The 16,766-nt window shown below is 71.9% G+C and carries 19 protein-coding genes; 9 read left to right on the top strand and 10 right to left on the bottom strand.

What is annotated here, in order from left to right:
* Positions 1–989 precede the first annotated feature (989 nt).
* Positions 990–1,139, bottom strand: coding sequence for a hypothetical protein (locus tag V1633_RS27035; protein WP_331215620.1), 150 nt, complete (start codon positions 1,137–1,139; stop codon positions 990–992).
* 98 nt (positions 1,140–1,237) lie between these two features.
* Here V1633_RS27035 and V1633_RS27030 point away from each other — a divergent pair, with 98 nt between their 5' ends.
* From V1633_RS27030 to V1633_RS27020, 3 genes are read left to right on the top strand one after another with little or no spacing between them, the layout of a single operon-like run.
* The gene (locus V1633_RS27030) at positions 1,238–2,092 is read left to right on the top strand and encodes an ABC transporter permease (RefSeq protein WP_331215621.1); all 855 of its coding nucleotides are present in this window, start codon (positions 1,238–1,240) and stop codon (positions 2,090–2,092) included.
* The gene (locus V1633_RS27025) at positions 2,085–2,897 is read left to right on the top strand and encodes an ABC transporter permease (RefSeq protein WP_331215622.1); all 813 of its coding nucleotides are present in this window, start codon (positions 2,085–2,087) and stop codon (positions 2,895–2,897) included. Before V1633_RS27030 ends, V1633_RS27025 begins: the two co-directional genes overlap by 8 nt.
* Positions 2,894–3,907, top strand: a complete 1,014-nt coding sequence (locus V1633_RS27020; protein ID WP_331215623.1) for an ABC transporter ATP-binding protein — start codon at positions 2,894–2,896, stop codon at positions 3,905–3,907. The genes V1633_RS27025 and V1633_RS27020 overlap by 4 nt, the downstream gene beginning before the upstream one ends.
* 99 nt (positions 3,908–4,006) lie before the next feature.
* Here the strand turns inward: V1633_RS27020 and V1633_RS27015 are convergent, their stop codons facing one another.
* Positions 4,007–4,576, bottom strand: coding sequence for a helix-turn-helix domain-containing protein (locus V1633_RS27015; protein ID WP_331215626.1), 570 nt, complete (start codon positions 4,574–4,576; stop codon positions 4,007–4,009).
* A 54-nt stretch (positions 4,577–4,630) separates the two neighbouring features.
* On the opposite strand from V1633_RS27015, the gene V1633_RS27010 reads away from it, so the two are divergent.
* Together V1633_RS27010 and V1633_RS27005 are read left to right on the top strand one after the other, a co-directional pair.
* Positions 4,631–5,317, top strand: coding sequence for an AzlC family ABC transporter permease (locus V1633_RS27010; RefSeq protein WP_331215627.1), 687 nt, complete (start codon positions 4,631–4,633; stop codon positions 5,315–5,317).
* Positions 5,311–5,619, top strand: coding sequence for an AzlD domain-containing protein (locus V1633_RS27005; RefSeq protein ID WP_331215628.1), 309 nt, complete (start codon positions 5,311–5,313; stop codon positions 5,617–5,619). The genes V1633_RS27010 and V1633_RS27005 overlap by 7 nt, the downstream gene beginning before the upstream one ends.
* Before the next feature lie 87 nt (positions 5,620–5,706).
* Here V1633_RS27005 and V1633_RS27000 read toward each other — a convergent pair whose 3' ends face one another.
* From V1633_RS27000 to nadA, 3 genes are all read right to left on the bottom strand, one after another.
* On the bottom strand, positions 5,707–6,309 hold the full coding sequence (locus V1633_RS27000; RefSeq protein ID WP_331215629.1) for a DUF3043 domain-containing protein: 603 nt from the start codon (positions 6,307–6,309) through the stop codon (positions 5,707–5,709).
* Between the two features lie 125 nt (positions 6,310–6,434).
* Complete coding sequence (murA, locus tag V1633_RS26995; RefSeq protein ID WP_331215630.1) at positions 6,435–7,790, bottom strand: UDP-N-acetylglucosamine 1-carboxyvinyltransferase; 1,356 nt, start codon at positions 7,788–7,790, stop codon at positions 6,435–6,437.
* A gap of 246 nt (positions 7,791–8,036) precedes the next feature.
* The gene (nadA, locus tag V1633_RS26990) at positions 8,037–9,206 is read right to left on the bottom strand and encodes a quinolinate synthase NadA (protein WP_331215631.1); all 1,170 of its coding nucleotides are present in this window, start codon (positions 9,204–9,206) and stop codon (positions 8,037–8,039) included.
* A 69-nt stretch (positions 9,207–9,275) separates the two neighbouring features.
* Between nadA and V1633_RS26985 the strand changes: the two genes are divergently transcribed.
* On the top strand, positions 9,276–10,415 hold the full coding sequence (locus V1633_RS26985) for a glycerate kinase family protein (protein ID WP_331215632.1): 1,140 nt from the start codon (positions 9,276–9,278) through the stop codon (positions 10,413–10,415).
* Between the two features lie 89 nt (positions 10,416–10,504).
* Here the strand turns inward: V1633_RS26985 and V1633_RS26980 are convergent, their stop codons facing one another.
* Complete coding sequence (locus tag V1633_RS26980) at positions 10,505–11,965, bottom strand: MFS transporter (RefSeq protein WP_331215633.1); 1,461 nt, start codon at positions 11,963–11,965, stop codon at positions 10,505–10,507.
* A gap of 88 nt (positions 11,966–12,053) precedes the next feature.
* Here V1633_RS26980 and V1633_RS26975 point away from each other — a divergent pair, with 88 nt between their 5' ends.
* The 3 genes from V1633_RS26975 to V1633_RS26965 all read left to right on the top strand — a co-directional run bounded on the left by V1633_RS26975 (position 12,054) and on the right by V1633_RS26965 (position 14,200).
* Positions 12,054–12,449, top strand: coding sequence for a MarR family winged helix-turn-helix transcriptional regulator (locus V1633_RS26975; RefSeq protein WP_331215634.1), 396 nt, complete (start codon positions 12,054–12,056; stop codon positions 12,447–12,449).
* Between the two features lie 131 nt (positions 12,450–12,580).
* A complete protein-coding gene (erpA, locus tag V1633_RS26970) occupies positions 12,581–12,949 on the top strand; it encodes an iron-sulfur cluster insertion protein ErpA (protein WP_331215635.1) in 369 nt (122 codons plus the stop codon).
* A 276-nt stretch (positions 12,950–13,225) separates the two neighbouring features.
* Complete coding sequence (locus V1633_RS26965) at positions 13,226–14,200, top strand: carbohydrate kinase family protein (protein ID WP_331215636.1); 975 nt, start codon at positions 13,226–13,228, stop codon at positions 14,198–14,200.
* 184 nt (positions 14,201–14,384) lie between these two features.
* Here V1633_RS26965 and V1633_RS26960 read toward each other — a convergent pair whose 3' ends face one another.
* Genes V1633_RS26960 through V1633_RS26945 form a run of 4 tightly spaced genes read right to left on the bottom strand, consistent with a single transcriptional unit; the run spans position 14,385 to position 16,743 of the window.
* Complete coding sequence (locus tag V1633_RS26960) at positions 14,385–14,618, bottom strand: sulfurtransferase TusA family protein (RefSeq protein ID WP_331215637.1); 234 nt, start codon at positions 14,616–14,618, stop codon at positions 14,385–14,387.
* The gene (locus tag V1633_RS26955) at positions 14,615–15,190 is read right to left on the bottom strand and encodes an acyl-CoA-like ligand-binding transcription factor (protein ID WP_331215638.1); all 576 of its coding nucleotides are present in this window, start codon (positions 15,188–15,190) and stop codon (positions 14,615–14,617) included. The genes V1633_RS26960 and V1633_RS26955 overlap by 4 nt, the downstream gene beginning before the upstream one ends.
* Positions 15,191–15,205: 15 nt before the next feature.
* On the bottom strand, positions 15,206–15,952 hold the full coding sequence (locus V1633_RS26950; protein WP_331215639.1) for an MFS transporter: 747 nt from the start codon (positions 15,950–15,952) through the stop codon (positions 15,206–15,208).
* A gap of 44 nt (positions 15,953–15,996) precedes the next feature.
* A complete protein-coding gene (locus tag V1633_RS26945) occupies positions 15,997–16,743 on the bottom strand; it encodes an MFS transporter (RefSeq protein WP_331217110.1) in 747 nt (248 codons plus the stop codon).
* Positions 16,744–16,766: the final 23 nt, after the last annotated feature.

Raw genomic sequence — 16,766 nt, 5'->3', positions numbered from 1 at the left:
TACGCCTCGGTCGCCCGGCCCGGGTCGTCCCCGGCCTCCGGCCGGTCCAGGGCGGCGTTCGGCGGGCCCCGGTCGCCGGTCGGGCAGCGGCTGGGTCTCCTCCGGGGGCGGTCCGGTCAGCCACCGTCCCCGCCGCTCCGGCGGGAGCCGGTCGGGGAACTCCGGTGGCCCGGAGCGGGCCGCCCGGGGCCGCTCCTCCGCGGCCGGGTGGGGAGCACGCTCCGGCCGATTCCGTGGGTGGTCGACGCCGTCGGCGGAATCGCCACGACGCCCAGACTCGACCGGACCGGGCGCGCGGCGCTCGTCCCGGCCGATCGGCACCGGTCCGTCGGCGCGGCGGTCGACCGGTGGCCGACTCCGACCGTTGGACGGCCGATCCCAGTCCGGTGCGTCGTCCCAGCCGTCGGGGCCGTCGTGCCAACCGTCCGGAGGGTCGTACCAGCCCTCCTGGGTGTCGTGTCGCCGGGGTGCGGGAGTTACCCGGCCGTCGCCTAGCCGGCTGTCCCGCTGCGCCGGACCGTCGGGTCGGTGCGACGGGTAGGCGTCGCCCGGCTGGCCCGGCTGCCCGTTCGGCGGCGGCACGCTCGCCCGGCCGGTCGGCACCGAGGCCCGACCGCTCGGCCGGGCCGGCCGACGCCGCTGGTGCCCGATGTCGCCCGGATAGCGCTGCCCGGGGAACTGCGGACGCCACTCGGCCGTCGGTTCGACCACCCAGGACGGTTCCGCGGACTCACCCCACCGGTTCGGGTACCGCTCGCTCATGACACCACCTCGCTGCGCTCGGCGTTGTCATGAGCTATGGGGCCGAGTTGGCTGGTTCGCTCGCTGCGCTCGCTCACGACACCACCTCGCTGCGCTCGGCGTTGTCATGAGCTATGGGGCCGAGTTGGCTGGTTCGCTCGCTGCGCTCGCTCACGACACCACCTCGCTGCGCTCGGCGTTGTCATGAGCTATGGGGCCGAGTTGGCTGGTTCGCTCGCTGCGCTCGCTCACGACACCACCTCGCTGCGCTCGGCGTTGTCATGAGCTATGGGGCCGAGTTGGCTGTCGGACCCGGTCCGCAGGGCGACCACGGCGGTGTCGGGGTGGCGAGCCGCGCGCAACGCGGCCGGGGAGGCCGGCTCGCGTCGCTTACTCACGGGGTGTCACCTCGTCGAAAATTCTCGCTGGGCAGCCGGGTGCACCGGATAAAGTCACCCGGCTCGAGGCAGCGTGGTCGCGGAAGGAGGGTAACGGCGTGGGCTCAGTCACCGCCACTGTGCCACCACCCATCGGCCGAAACATCACCACATCGTTCCGGACATTTACTGCCATAACCGGATCAGGGTTCCGTCGGTACTCTACCTACCGGCAAGCTACTCTTGCCGGCGCCTTCACCAACACCGTCTTCGGCTTTCTTCGTTGTTATGTGTTGCTCGCCGTGGCGGGGGGCGCCGGCGGCGTCGCCGCGGGCTACACGCCGGCCCAGTTGGCCACGTTCGTCTGGGTCGGACAGGGTCTGCTCGCCGTGGTGCTCCTCTGGGGATGGACCGATCTGGCCGACCGGATCCGCACCGGCGACGTGGCCAGCGATCTGCTGCGCCCGGTCCACCCGGTGGTCAGCTACCTCGCCGTCGACCTGGGCCGAGCCGGATACGCGCTGCTGACCCGCTTCCTGCCGCCGGTGCTGACCGGGCTGGTCTTCTTCGACCTCGCGCTGCCGACCCGGTGGCCGACGCTGCCGCTCTTCGTGCTCTCCGTCGTACTCGCGGTGGTGATCTGCTTCGGCTGCCGGTACCTGGTCAACGCGACGGCGTACTGGCTGTACGACGTACGCGGGCCGATGATCCTGTGGACGCTCGGCTCCGGAGTACTGGCCGGCCTCTACTTTCCGCTGCGCTTCCTGCCGGACTGGGTGACGGTCCCGCTCTGGCTGGCCACCCCGTTTCCCAGCCTGCTCCAGACGCCGCTGGACGTGGTCGTCGAGCGGGACCCACAGCCGGTCCAGGCGGCCCTGGTCGTCGTGCAGTTGGCCTGGGCTGCCCTCATCCTGCTCGCCTGTCAGGTCGTGCAGCGCCGGGCCGAGCGGCGGCTGGTGGTGCAGGGTGGCTGAGCGGACCGGGGTGCTGCCGGCCTATCTGGCGCTGCTGCGCGGACAGGCCCGCTCGCAGGCGTCCTACCGGGCGTCGTTTGTCGTCGACCTCCTCGGAAACGTCGGGGCCACCGTCTTCGACGTGGTCACCGTGCTGGTGCTGTTCCGGGTCACCGGGACCCTGGGCGGGTTCGACCGGAGGGAAGCGATGGTCATGGTGGGCATCTCCGCCGCCGCCTTCGCCGCCGCCGACCTGGCCGTCGGCAACATCGAGCGGCTCCGGCAGTACGTCCGCACCGGACTACTGGACGCGGTGCTGGTCCGACCGCTCAGCGCGCTGCCGCAACTGTTGCTGATGGAACTTCCGCTGCGCAAGACACTCCGGGCGTTGTTCGGTGTCGCCGTGCTGGTCGTCGCCGTGGCGACCGCCGGGATCGACTGGACCCCGGCGCGGGCCGTCCTGGTCGTGGCCGCTCCGCTCGCCGGAGTGGTCTTCTTCGGCTCGATCTTCGTGGCCACCGCCAGCCTCGCCTTCTGGTGGATCGACTCCGGCGAGATCGGTGCGGCGTTCACCTACGGGGGAAGGGACTTCACCACGTATCCAATGACTGTCTACAGTGGCTGGTTCCGAACCGTCTTCACGTACGGGCTGGGTTTCGGTTTCGTCGCCTACTACCCGACGCTGGCGTTGCTCGGCCGCGCCGACCCGCTCGGCCTGCCGGACTGGGTGGGGTGGGCCGCGCCCGGCGTCGCGTTGCCGGCCGTGGTCGTCGCCGGTCTCTTCTGGCGGACCGGGGTACGGCACTACCGGAGCACCGGCTCATGACGGCGACCCCGCCGGACGAACCGGTGATCGAGCTGGCCGGCCTGCGCAAGGAATTCGTGGTCCGGGTCCGGGCCGGCCGGTTCCGCCGGACGAGACGGCTGGTGACCGCCGTCGACGGGATCGACCTGACCATCCGCCGGGGCGAGATGATCGGCTACATCGGGCCGAACGGCGCCGGGAAGTCCACCACGCTGAAGATGCTCACCGGGGTGCTGATGCCCTCGGCCGGCGAGGTGCGGGTCTGTGGCCTGGCGCCGGTGGCCCAGCGGACCCGGCTGGCGCTGCGGATCGGGGTGGTCTTCGGGCAGCGTTCACAGCTCTGGTGGGACCTGCCGCTACGGGACTCGTTCGACCTTCTCCGGCACGTCTACCGGGTGCCGGCCGCCGCGCACGCGGCCCGGCTGCGCCGCTGCCGGGAACTGCTCGACCTCGACGACTTCCTCGACATCCCGGTCCGGCAGCTCTCCCTCGGCCAGCGGATGCGCGGCGAGCTGACCGCGGCACTGCTGCACGGGCCGGAGGTGCTCTTCCTCGACGAGCCGACGATCGGGCTCGACGTGGTCAGCAAGCAGGCGGTCCGGGCCTTCCTCGCCGAACTCGGCCGGGCCGGTGACACCACGCTGGTGCTGACCACACACGACCTGGCCGACATCGAACGCCTCTGCCGTCGGCTGGTGGTGATCGACCACGGTCGGGTGGTGCACGACGGCTCGATCGAGGCGCTGCACGCCCGGTACGGCTCGCGTCGGCTGGTGGTGGCGGACCTGGAGGAGCCGACGTCCGTGCCGCCGACGCTGGCCGGTGCTCCGCTGCTGCGGACCGAGGCCGACGGGCGACGGCTGGTCTTCGCCTGCGAGTCGGCGACCGCCTCCGAGGTGGTGGCACGACTCGCCGGGCTGGTCGCGCTCCGGGACATCGCCATCGTGGAGCCGGACATCGAGGACGTGGTCACCCGGCTCTACCGGGAGGCGGTCGCCGATGATCCGCGGGTCGGCGCGGAGCCGGACTGAGCCCCCGGGCCACGGACGCCCGAGCCGTCGGACGACGGCGGAATCCCGGTCGGCCGGGTGCCGGGCCGGCCTGCACGCTCGGTCGGCTGGGTGCTCGGTTCACGGGTGCTCCATCACCAGGACGGCGCAGGTGTGCGGCGCGAGCGCCTCGTACCGGTGCGGCACGTCGCCGGGAAACGCGACGTAGTCGCCTGGTTCGAGGACGACGGGTTCGTCGACCGGCCCGGTACGTAACCGGCCGGCGCTCACCACCAGGTGCTCGACGCTGCCGGGGATGTGCGGCTCCGCGGTACGGACCGTGCCCGGCTCCAGTTCGATCAGGTAGATGTCCTGGCGGACCTGCGGGGCGCCGGCGGCGAGCAGGGTACCGGTGAAGTCGGCCTGCTGGGAGCGGACCTGGGGGCCTTCCCCCGCCCTGATCACCCGGACCGTCGGCGTCGCCTCGCCCACCAGCCGGCTGAACGGGACGCCCAACGCCACCCCGAGCGCCCAGACCGTCTCCACGCTCGGGTTGCCGGTTCCCGCCTCCAGTTGGGAGAGGGTCGACTTGGCGATGCCGGCCCGGCGGGCCAGCTCCCCGAGGGAGATCCCGGCCCGGTCCCGCTCCCGTCGCAGGGCGGCGGCGATGACGGCCACCGGTGAACCTTCCGGTCTGGTCGTTCGATCCATCGGCCAATCCGTTCGACTTGACGAACACTTGTCACGCGTTCATCATTCTGAACCATGCGTACGGCAGAGCGAACAGCGAGGCGGACGTTGCTGCGCGACATCGGCGCGATCGGTGTCGCCGTCGTCGCGGTGGGCGCGTCCTTCGGCGCCATCGCCCTGACCGCGGGCCTGCCGGTACCGGCGGTCGTCGCGATGTCCACCCTGGTGTACGCCGGTGGCGCCCAGTTCATGGCCGTCGGACTGGTCGTGGCCGGCAGCCCGCTGGCGGCGGTCGCCGCCGGACTGCTGCTCAACGCCCGACACCTGCCCTTCGGGCTGGCCCTCGGCGACACACTGGGCCGACGGTGGCGTGACCGGCTGCTCGGCAGTCACCTGATGACCGACGAGGTCACCGCGTTCGCCCTCGCCCAGCCCGACCCGGCCGGGCGACGCCGGGCCTTCTGGCTGGCCGGCGTCCTGCTGTTCGTCGCCTGGAACCTCGGCACCGTGGTCGGCGTACTGCTCGCCAGCCAGGTCGGCGACCCGCTACGGCTCGGCGTCGACGCCGCGTTCCCGGCCGGGCTGCTCGCCCTGCTGCTGCCGTCCCTGCGGAAACCCGAGACTCGTCGGGTGGCGCTGGTCGGGGCCGCCGTCGCGGTGCTGGCGACACCGCTGCTGCCGGCCGGTCTGCCGGTGCTGCTCGCGCTGACCGGCCTCGCCGTACTCCTGCTGCCCAGGCGACGTCGGGAGCCGGCGTGCTGATCGCGACGATCCTCGCCCTGGCCCTCGGCACGTACGCCTTCCGGCTCTCCGGGGTGGTGCTCGGGGAGCGGCTCACCCTTCCCGACCGGGCGACCCGGCTGCTGCCGGTCGCGGCCACCGCGTTGCTCGCGGCACTGGCGGCCACCGCCGCGCTGACCGAGGCCGGGGCGTTCGCCGGGTTCGCCCGGCCGGCCGGTGTGCTGGTCGGCGCCGCGCTCGCCTGGTGGCGGGCACCGTTCGCGGCGGTTGTCGTGGCGGCGGCCGCTACGACAGCCCTGCTGCGTCTGCTCGGCATCCCCTGAGGATCCGGATGGTCGGGCTGCCCCTGACCTCCCGACCGCGCGGCTGTTGCTCTTCCGTCGCCCGATCGCCGAGGGCCGCCGGTCAGCTCAGATCTTGTCGCCGAGGTTGACCCGGGGCGCGGGAGCGCGCATCCGACGGAAGGTGATCGACCGCATGATCGCGTAGAGGTAGAGCGAACCCATCCGCTGGTCGGTCTTGGGGAAACGCTGCCGGATCAGCTTCTTGATCTTCCGGGAGATCAGCACCGAGTCGATCACCAGGGCGATGGCCAGCGCGCCCCAGAGCAGGTTGGAGACGAGCCGGACCACCGGCGGCATGGTGTTCGCCGAACCGATCAGCACGATCAGGGCGCCGCCGAAGAACCAGGTGCCGACCGTACGCCGGGAGTCGACCACGTCCCGGGCCAGGCCACGCTCCGGGGCCCGGTCGCGGGGGCCGCCCTCGCGCCGGAACTCGGCCGCCGCCTCGGCCCGGATCTGCCGCCGCCGCTCCCGCTGTTCCTGCTTGCTGAGCGGTTTGGTGTCCGCTGCCGGACGCCGTCCCGCGGTGGGCCGCTTCGGGGTCTGCTTCCCCAACTCCTTCTTGCTCGGGGTGTAACCCCGGGGACGGGTGGCGGGCGTCTCGGGAGTCACCTCGGTGACGGCATCCTCGACGAGGTTGGCGGGCTTGCGGCGAAAGAGCGACGGCACGGGTTGAAGGGTAGCCAACCCCGGTCCGCCCCCGCACCTCGCGGTGCACGACCGCCTACGCGGACGGGCCCCCTCGCACCGGAGGCGGTGCCGGAGGGGGCCCGTGCGGCGGTACGTGACGAGTCTTACGGCCGCTCGACGTGCGCGCCGAGCGCGGAGAGCTTCGCCTCGAAGTCCTCGTAGCCACGGTTGATCAGGTCCACCCCGTAGACCCGGGAGGTGCCCTCGGCGGCCAGCGCGGCGATCAGGTGGCTGAAGCCGGCCCGCAGGTCCGGGATCACCAGATCGGCGGCGTGCAGCTTGGCCGGGCCGGCGATCACCGCCGAGTGCTTGAAGTTGCGCCGGCCGAACCGGCAGGGGGTGCCGCCGAGGCAGTCCCGGTAGACCTGGATGGTCGCGCCCATCTTGTTCAGCGCGTCGGTGTAGCCGAGCCGCTGCTCGTACACCGTCTCGTGCACGATCGACAGGCCCCGGGCCTGGGTCAGCGCCACCACCAGCGGCTGCTGCCAGTCGGTCATGAAACCCGGGTGTACGTCGGTCTCCAGTGCCACCGCCCGCAGCTCGCCGCCCGGGTGCCAGAACCGGATGCCGCCCTCCTGGCCGGGGCTGTCGACCCGGGGCGGCCGGGTGTCGGTGACCTCGTACGCCCCGCCGACCGAGCGGAACACGTTCAGGAAGGTCATCATGTCGGCCTGCTCGGCGCCGAGCACCTCGACCCGACCACCGGTGGCCAGCGCGGCGGCGGCCCAGCTCGCCGCCTCGATCCGGTCCGGGATCGGCCGGTGCGTGTAGCCGCTGAGTCGCGCCACGCCCTGGATCTCGATCACCCGGTCGGTGTGCACCTTGATGATCGCGCCCATCTTCTGCAGTACGCAGATCAGGTCGATGATCTCCGGCTCCACCGCCGCGTTGCGCAGTTCGGTGACCCCCTCGGCCAGCACCGCCGTCAGCAGCACCTGCTCGGTCGCGCCGACGCTCGGGTACGGCAGCTCGAACTTCGTACCGTGCAGCCCGGTCGGTGCGGTGAGGTGCATGCCCTCGGGGGTCTTGTCCACCACCGCGCCGAACTGGCGCAGTGCCTGGATGTGGAAGTCGATCGGCCGGGGACCGATGTGGCAGCCACCCAGGTCCGGGATGAACGCGTGGCCGAGCCGGTGCAGCAGCGGTCCGCAGAACAGGATCGGGATCCGGCTCGAACCGGCGTGCACGTTGATCTCGTCGGTGCTCGCGCTCTCCACGTTGGCCGGGTCGAAGACCAGCTCACCGTCTTCGGCGCCGTCGGTGACCTTGACGCCGTGCAGTTCGAGCAGGCCCCGGACCACCTCGACGTCGCGGATCCGCGGTACGTCGAAGAGTCGGCTCGGGCTGTCGCCGAGCAGGGCGGCGACCATCGCCTTGGAGACGAGATTCTTGGCGCCACGCACCCGGATCTGCCCGTTCAGGGGCGTACCTCCGTGTACGACCAGGACGTCGTCGGTCAACGCAACCTCCAGCGGGGTCAATGCTGCTCTACGTCAAGCTGCCAGCGAGGGTGGGCCATCCGGTCAACACCGCCGTCTCGCGCACGGCCGTACCCGGCGGGGCCCTGTCGCGGCATGGGTCTGTCGCGGCCCCGGCAGCATAGCGCTCGGTCACGGAAGCGGCAGCGCTCAGAGCGTACGGATGGCACGAAACGGGGACGGAGGCAGGAATCCGCACCCCAAAAGTTACTGTCAGTAGTGGATCGGTCAGGGGAGCGCGAGCATCTGGTCCAGCGCCACCCGGGCGTGGTGCGCGGTGTCCGGATCGACGGTGATCTGGTTCGGCACCCGGCCGGCGACGAGTTCCTCCAGCGCCCAGACCAGGTGGGGCAGGTCGATCCGGTTCATGGTGGAGCAGTAGCAGACGGTCCGGTCGAGGAACATGATCTGCTTGTCCGGGTGGGCGTTGGCGAGCCGGCGTACCAGGTTGAGCTCGGTGCCGATCGCCCACGCCGTACCGGCCGGCGCCGCTTCGATGGTCCTGATGATGTGTTCGGTCGAGCCGACGTGGTCGGCCGCGGTCACCACGTCGTAGCGGCATTCCGGGTGGACCAGCACGTTCACTCCGGGGACCCGCATCCGGACCTCGTCGACGCTGCTCTTCGTGAACCGTCCGTGCACCGAGCAGTGCCCGCGCCACAGGATCATTTTGGCTTCCCGCAGCTGCTGGGCGGTGAGCCCGCCACCCGGCTTGTGCGGGTCGTAGAGCACGCAGTCGTCGGCGTCGAAGCCCATCTCCAACACCGCCGTGTTCCGGCCCAGGTGCTGGTCGGGCAGGAAGAGCACCCGCTGGCCGCGCTCGAACGCCCAGCGCAGCGCCCGCTCCGCGTTCGACGAGGTGCAGACCACACCACCGTTGCGTCCGACAAAGCCCTTGATGTCGGCCGAGGAGTTCATGTACGTCACCGGCACCGTCGAGTCGGCGACGCCCAGCTCCGCCAGCGTCTCCCAGGCCGCCTCGACCTGCGGCAGCGCCGCCATGTCCGCCATCGAGCAACCGGCGGCCAGGTCGGGCAGGACCACCCGTTGCGCCTCGGTGGTGAGGATGTCCGCGCTCTCGGCCATGAAGTGCACGCCGCAGAAGACGATGTACTCGGCGTCCGGCCGGGCCGCCGCCTCGCGGGCGAGCTTGAACGAGTCGCCGGTCACATCGGCGAACTGGATCACCTCGTCGCGCTGGTAGTGATGACCGAGGACAAACACCCGCTGACCCAGCGCGGCCTTCGCCGCCGTCGCCCGGGCGACCAGGTTCGGGTCACTCGGCGGGGGAAGCTCCCCCGGACAGTCCACGCCGCGCTCGCTGGACGGGTCGGCGCCCCGGCCCAGGAGCAGCAGGGCGGTTGCGGTGCTGGACGGCTCTACCCACGTCGAAGTCACGATCTCCATGTTTCCACAGCGGGGCCCGCTTTCCGCCCGTACGGATGTGGGCTGCCACACTTGCCGACCATGCGGATCCTGATCTGTCCGGACAAGTTCGCCGGCACCCTGACCGCGCCCGAGGCGGCCGCCGCGATCGTCGACGGGTGGCGGGAGAGCGCCCCGACGGACGAGATCGAGGTCCGGCCGCTCGCCGACGGTGGACCGGGCTTCGTCGAGGTGCTCGCCGCGTCCGTACCCGGTCGCCGGGTGCCGGTGTCGACCGTCGACCCGCTCGGACGCCCGGTCGACGGGGAGATCCTGATCACCGCCGACGGCGGCACCGCGTACCTGGAGAGCGCCCAGGCCTGCGGCCTGCACCTGCTGGCCCCGGACGAGCGGGACCCGAAGCTCACCACCTCGTACGGCCTCGGCGCGCTGATCGCGACGGCCGCCGAGTGCGGCGTCCGGCGGGTGGTGATCGGGTTGGGCGGCTCGGCCGTCAACGACGGGGGAGCGGGCCTGCTGGCCGCGTTGAACGCCGTGCCGGTGGATGTCGCCGGGACAGCCCTCCCGTACGGCGGCGCCGCGCTGGCGGCCGTGGCCGGGCTGGTCGGACGGGCGCAGACCCGGGGCGTGGAACTGGTCGCCGCGACCGACGTGGACAACCCGCTGACCGGGCTGACCGGCGCCTCGAACGTGTTCGGGCCGCAGAAGGGTGCCTCCCGGGAGGACGTGCTGCTGCTCGACGCCGCGCTGGAGCGCTTCGCGGAGGTACTGGAACGGGACCTGCCCGGCTGCCCCGCCGGGCTGGCCCGGCTGCCCGGCGCCGGCGCGGCCGGTGGGCTCGGCGCGGCCGTGCTGGCGCTCGGTGGGCGGTGCGAATCCGGTATCGACCTGGTCACCCGGTTGACCGGGCTGGAGGACGCGCTCGACCGGGCCGATCTGGTGATCACCGGGGAGGGCTCGTTCGACCACCAGTCGCTGCGCGGCAAGGTGGTGGCCGGGGTGGCGGGGGCGGCCCGGGACCGGGGTCTGCCCTGCGTGGTGCTCGCCGGCCGGGTCAGCGCGGGCCGCCGGGAGTCGGCCTCGGTCGGGGTGACCGAGGCGCACAGCCTGGTAGACCACTTCGGCGGGGAGCCGCACGGCGGTGTCGAACGGGCGATGGCCCGGCCGGCGGAGGGGCTGCGGGCCATCGCCGCCCGGCTGGCCGGCCAGTGGAGCCGCTGAAGCCGCCGCGCGGGCCGTCGCCAACGGGTGGTTAGGAAGGGCCCCCTCCTATACAGAAAACGATAGGAGGGGCGCCCTTCCTTGCACCGTCAGCGGGGTTGGCGGGAGGTGGCGCCGGAGATCAGCGCGACGAGCAGCCCGAGCACGGCGACCCCGGTGACCAGACCCAGCGCCGGGTAGAAGGAGTCGGGCACCCGGCCGGGCGCCGCCTGGTCGGTGGCGAGGATCGCGGTCACCCCGGCGAGCACGATCGCCCCGCCGATCTGGAACGCGGTCTGCACCAGGCCGGAGGCCAGGCCCTGCTCGTGGTCGGCGACCCCGGCGGTGGCCTGGATGTTGAGCGACGGGAAGGCGAGGGCGAAGCCGAGGCCGACCAGCAGCATGGTGGGCAGGATCACGCCGAGGTAGCGCGGTTCGCCGTCGATCCGGAGGAAGAGCAGGTACGCGGCGAGGAAGGCGACGAAGCCGGCGGCCACCACCCGGGCGGTACCGAACCGGTTGACCAGGGCACCGACCCGTGGCCCACCGAACGCCACCACCAGCCCGCCGGGCAGGAAGGCGAGCGCCATCTCCAGCGGCGACCACTGGAGCACGATCTGGGTGTAGAGGGTGCCGATGAACTGGAACCCGATGTACGAACCGGTCACCGCCAGCGCGGCGAGGTTGGCGCCGACCAGGCTCCGCCGGGCCAGCACGCCGAGCGGGACCAGCGGGTGGGCCACCCGCCGTTCGATTGCGACGAACGCCACGAGCAGGGCCGCGACCAGGGCGAAGGCGCCGAGCGTACGGGCCGACAGCCAGCCGGCCTCCGGGGCGGAGACGACGGCGTACACCAGGAGCAGCAGGGCACCGGTCGAGGTGGCGGCACCACCGAGGTCGTAGCCGCCGGCCGGCCGCTGGTGACGTTCGGCCGGGATGAGCCGGCTGCCGGCGGCCAGTACGGCGAGCGCGATCGGGGCGGGCAGCAGGAAGGTCCAGCGCCAGCCGGCCTCGGTCAGCAGCCCGCCGAAGACCAGTCCGAGGGAGAAGCCGCTGGCCCCGCAGGCGGTGTAGAAGCTGAGCGCGCGGTTGCGGGCCGGCCCCTCGGGGAAGGTCGTGGTGATGATGGAGAGCCCGGCCGGGGCGGTGAAGGCGGCGGCCACGCCCTTGGCGAACCGGGTGGCGATGAGCAGGTTCGGATCGTCGACCAGTCCGCCGAGCAGGGACGCGACGCCGAAGACGGCGATCGCCCAGAGGAACACCCGGCGTCGACCGAGCAGGTCGGCGGTACGTCCACCGAGCAGCAGCAGGCCGCCGTACCCGAGGACGTAGCCGCTGACGATCCACTGCAGCGACGAGTTGGACAGCCCCAGGTCGGCCTGGATGGAGGGGAGGGCCACGCCGACCATCGAGACGTCGAGGCCGTCGAGGAACAGCGCGCCACAGAGCACGATCAACGCGCCCCAGAGACGGGCGGTCATCCGGGGGCCGGTCGAGGTGTCGTACGCCGGGGCGACGGCCTCGGACCGGGGCGTTGGCGGATCGGTGACGGGTGGAGCGGAAGAAGCCATGCCGGCGAACCTACGTGCATGTGCATCTAATGTGCAAGCAACTAATGCTCGTGCAGCTATTTCCTGTGCATGTGGTAAGCTGCCGAGCGTGTCCGAGGACCAGGTACTCGCCACCGCCTGGCGGGAGTTGGCAAGCTGCTACGCGGCGACCTCCTGCGCGCTCGAGCGTGGGCTGCAGGAGCGACACGGCCTGGGCATGAGCGAGTTCGAGGTCATCGACCGGCTGGCCGACGTCCCGGGACGCAAGCTCCGGATGCAGGAGCTGGCCGAGGGGGTCCACCTCAGCCAGAGCGCGCTCAGTCGGGCGGTGGCCCGGCTCGAACGTGACGGACTCGTCTGTCGGGCGCTGTGCGAGCAGGACCGGCGTGGGGTGTTCGTCACGTTGACCGAGGCGGGCCGGGAACGACACGCCGAAGCCCGGCCGACCCAGCGGGCGGTGCTGGCGGAGACTCTGCGACCGGTGGTCCTGCCCACACCCGCTTAGTTGCGCGAGGCCGGGTGACCTGCCGCGCGCACACCTACAATCAAAGAGAACCCGGATCGGGAATCATCGGCCATCCGACTAGCGTTGGCCCTTACGGATAATCATCGCACCGGCGCAGGGGAGATTTTCACGTGACAACGCCAGCGCAGACCGAGTCGACCGCGGCAACCACCCCGAGCACTATCGTCCTCACCGACGTGGCGGCGCAGAAGGTGAAGGCCCTGATCGAGCAGGAGGGCCGGGACGACCTGCGGCTGCGGGTCGCCGTGCAGCCGGGCGGCTGCTCGGGCCTGCGTTACCAGCTCTTCTTCGACGAGCGTTCGCTCGACGGTGACATCGTCAACGACTTCGGCGGTGTCGAGGTTGTCGTCGACCGGATGAGCGCGCCCTACCTGAGCGGTGCGACCATCGACTTCGCCGACCGGATCGACGCCCAGGGCTTCACCATCGACAACCCGAACGCGCAGAACTCCTGCGCGTGCGGTGACTCGTTCCACTGATCGGCGTCGCACACCGATTCACCCACGGTTCTGCCTGAGCGGGCCGTCCCGCGCGGGTGGCACGACGGAACAATTCCGTCACGCCACCCGCGTACGGACGGCCCGTTTCTCGTTTCCGTGACCCGGGCCGGTCGTTCCGGTGGATCCGGCGCGGTGACTCCGGGCGACGACCTGGTGACATGCCGGTGGCCGGTACCCGATCGATAGGGGGCGGGGAGGAGACGGACCGGTAGGCTGACCCGGCCGCGGTTCCATCTCCCGATCCTGAGGGCCGACATGAAGATCGCCGTTACCGGCTCGATCGCGACCGACCACCTGATGCATTTCCCGGGTCGGTTCGCGGATCAGTTCATCGCCGACCAGTTGCACAAGGTCTCACTCTCCTTCCTCGTCGACGAGCTGGTGCTCCGGCGGGGCGGGGTGGCCGCCAACATCGCGTTCGGCATGGCCCAGCTCGGGCTGCGTCCCGTACTGCTCGGTGCCGTCGGCGCCGACTTCGACGACTACCGCTCGTGGCTGGAGCGGCACGGCGTCGACTGTGACTCGTTGCACGTCAGCGAGGTGGCCCACACGGCACGGTTCGTCTGCACCACCGACACCGAGATGTGCCAGATCGCCTCCTTCTACGCCGGGGCGATGAGCGAGGCCCGCAACATCGAACTCGCGCCGGTCGCGAACCGGGTCGGCGGGCTCGACCTCGTCATCGTCAGCGCCAACGACCCGGCGGCCATGCTGCGGCACTCCGAGGAGTGCCGCCAGCGCGGGTACGCCTTCGCCGCCGACCCGTCCCAGCAGCTCGCCCGGATGGACGGAAGCGACGTGATCGGCCTGATCGACGGCGCGGACTACCTGCTGACCAACGACTACGAGAAGTCCCTGCTGCAGAGCAAGGCCGGCCTGACCGACGACCAGCTGCTGGAACGGGTCAAGATCCGGGTGACCACGCTCGGCAAGGACGGTGTGGAGATCGCCGGCCGCGACATCACGCCGTTCCGGGTGCCGATCGCCCGCGAACTGCACATCGCCGACCCGACCGGCGTCGGCGACGGCTTCCGGGCCGGTTTCTTCGCCGCCATCTCCTGGGGACTCAGCCTGGAGCGGGCCGCCCAGGTCGGCTCGCTGCTCGCCACCCTGGTGCTGGAGACGGTCGGCCCCCAGGAGTACGAGGTCCGTACCGACCTGTTCGTGAAGCGGCTCGCCGAGTCGTACGGGGACGAGGCCGCCGAGGACGTCCGGCCGTACCTCGGCTGACACCGTCGCCGCCGGTGCTCCGGCGAGTCGGGTGGGGTGCCGGGCCGGCCCTACCGGTCGGAGCCCGGCGCCACCGGGGAGGAGCGCCGGTCCGGCCGGGCCGGCGCCGACGCCCTGACCGTGGTGGGAGTGCTCCGGCCGGCGGCCGCCGTGCCGGTGGGGGCCCTGACCCGGCCGACGAGGGTCAGTGGGCGCGGCGTACGTCGTAGGCCGGAGAGCCGGCCACCGTCGAGGCGCCGACGAACTCCTGCCCACGCATCCGGCACCAGGCCGGAATGTCGATCGCGGCCGCCGGGTCGTCGGCGAGCACCCGGAGGACCGCACCGACCGGCAGCTCGGGCAGCCGTCGGGCCGCCGCGATCACCGGCAGCGGACAGCGCTGGCCGAGACAGTCGACGACGGCGTCGGGGGCGCTCACAGCGGAAGCCCCGCCTCAAGTTGGGCGAGCCCCTCGTCGAACAACTCGAGATAACCGGACGGGTCCTGGTCGGCGTTGAGCAGCACGGCGAGTCCGACTCCGACCAGGGCACCGACGAACGCCCGTACGGCGAGGTCGTCGGGTTGCCGACCGACCCGCCGGGCCACCGCCTCGGTGAACAGTCCCATCGCCTGCAGCAGCGAGTCCAGGTTGCGGGCCCGCAGCTCCGGCACGGACTGGGTCAGCCGGTGCCGCGCCCACTCCTCGGCGCGCTGTTCGGGAGACAGGCCCAGGTAGACCGTGCGGATGGCCGACCGGAACGCCTGGATCGGGGTCAGCTCGGCCGGGGCGGCGACGAAGGCCTCGTAGACCAGCGGGTCCAGGTCGTCCCGCAGCACCACGTCCTCCTTGCTGGGGAAGTAGCGGAAGAAGGTGCTCTGCGACACCTCGGCCGCCGCCGCGATCTGTTCCACGGTGGTGGCGGCGTACCCCTGGTCGCGGAACAGACGCAGGGCCTGGCGCCGAATCTCCGCCCTCGTCCTGGCCTTGTTGCGTTCGCGTAGCCCGGGCACTTCGGGTACTCCTGTTCAGCCGACGGTCACCTGCCCCGATTCTCCGGTCTCCGGGGCCGGCCGGCCAACCGGCGCGGCGGTGACCGGCCCGGTTCGCCGGGGGAGAAAGGCGATCGCCAGTACGGCGCCGAGCAGCCCGAGCCCACCGCACACCCAGAGCATGGCGGCCAGCGCGTCGACGAAGGCATCCCGGACGGAGTCCAGCAACGCCGGCGCGTCCAGTTGGCGGGCGACCAGTACGCCGGCCGGGGCGCTGTCCCGGGCCGCCTCCGCGGCCGGTGCCGGCAGTCCGGCCGGGTCCAGCCGGTCGCGGTATACGGCGTTGAGCACGCTACCCAGGGTCGCCACCCCGATCGTTCCGCCAACCTGGCGCAACGCCTGGATGAGTGCGGAACCGGCGCCGCTGCGCTCCACGGAGAGGGTGCCGAGGGCGATGTCCGAGGCGATGGGCAGGACGAGTCCCATCCCCAGGCCCACGGCGGTGAGCCAGCCGGCGACGAACGCGTACCCGGTGCCGGTGCCGGTCGCGGTGCCCGCGAACAGGCCGGCGGCCAGCACCAGGAACCCGATGGCGACCGGCACCCTGGCGCCGAGCCGGGGCACCAGCCGGGCGCCGAGCCGGGCGCCGAGCAGTACGCCGCCGATCAACGGGAGCAGCCGTAGGCCGGTCCCGAGGGCGTCGGCGTCAAGCACGGCCTGGAAGTACTGGGGGAGAGCGAACAGCGCGCCCAGCAGCGCGAAGGTCACCACGGTGGCCAGCACGGTCGCCTAGGTGAAGCTGGCCGAGCGGAACAGGGCGAGGTCGATCAGGGGACGGATGTCGGGGCGCCGGCCGACCCGGCGTTCCCCGACGACGAAGGCGCCGAGCAGGGCGACGCCGATGCCCACGGCGGCGACCGGGTGCCGTTGCCGACGCCCCGATCGCCGAGCTCGATGACGCCCCAGGTCAGGCAGGCCAGTCCGGCGCAGGAGACGAGGATTCCGACCAGGTCGAGCCGGAGACGTTGGCTGCTGCGCGACTCGGGCATCAACAGCAGGACCGCGATCAGGGCGATCGCGATGACCGGGATGTTGATCAGGAAGACCGATCCCCACCAGTAGTGGTCCAGCAACCAGCCGCCGACGATCGGACCGAGTGGGAGGCCGACGGCGTTCGCGGTCACCCAGAGCCCGATCGCCTGTCCCCGCTCCTGCGGAGTGAACAGCACCGGCAGCACGGACATGCACAGCGGCACCACGAAGGCGGCACCCAGGCCGAGCAGCGCGCGGGCGCCGATCAGCCACTCCGCCGAGGAGGCGTACGCGCAGGCCAGCGAGGCCACCCCGAACAGGGCCAGCGCGACGAGCAGCAGCCGCTTGCGGCCGAGCCGGTCGCCCAGCAGGCCGGCCGGGAGCAGCATCGCGGCGAAGACCAGGTTGTACGAGTTCGCGACCCACTGCAGGTCGCTGGTGCTGGCTGGCAGCGCCGTGGCCAGGCTGGTAGGGCCACGTTGAGGACGGTGATGTCCAGGCCGATCACCAGTCCGCTGGCGGAGAGCGCGCCGAGCGCCCACCACTTCCGGGTACCCGTCTCCGT

The organism is Plantactinospora sonchi (genome assembly GCF_036422035.1).
Classification (GTDB): domain Bacteria; phylum Actinomycetota; class Actinomycetes; order Mycobacteriales; family Micromonosporaceae; genus Plantactinospora; species Plantactinospora sonchi.
The sequence above is the reverse complement of the archived record's forward strand: the minus strand, read 5'-3'. Positions and strand labels throughout refer to the sequence as shown.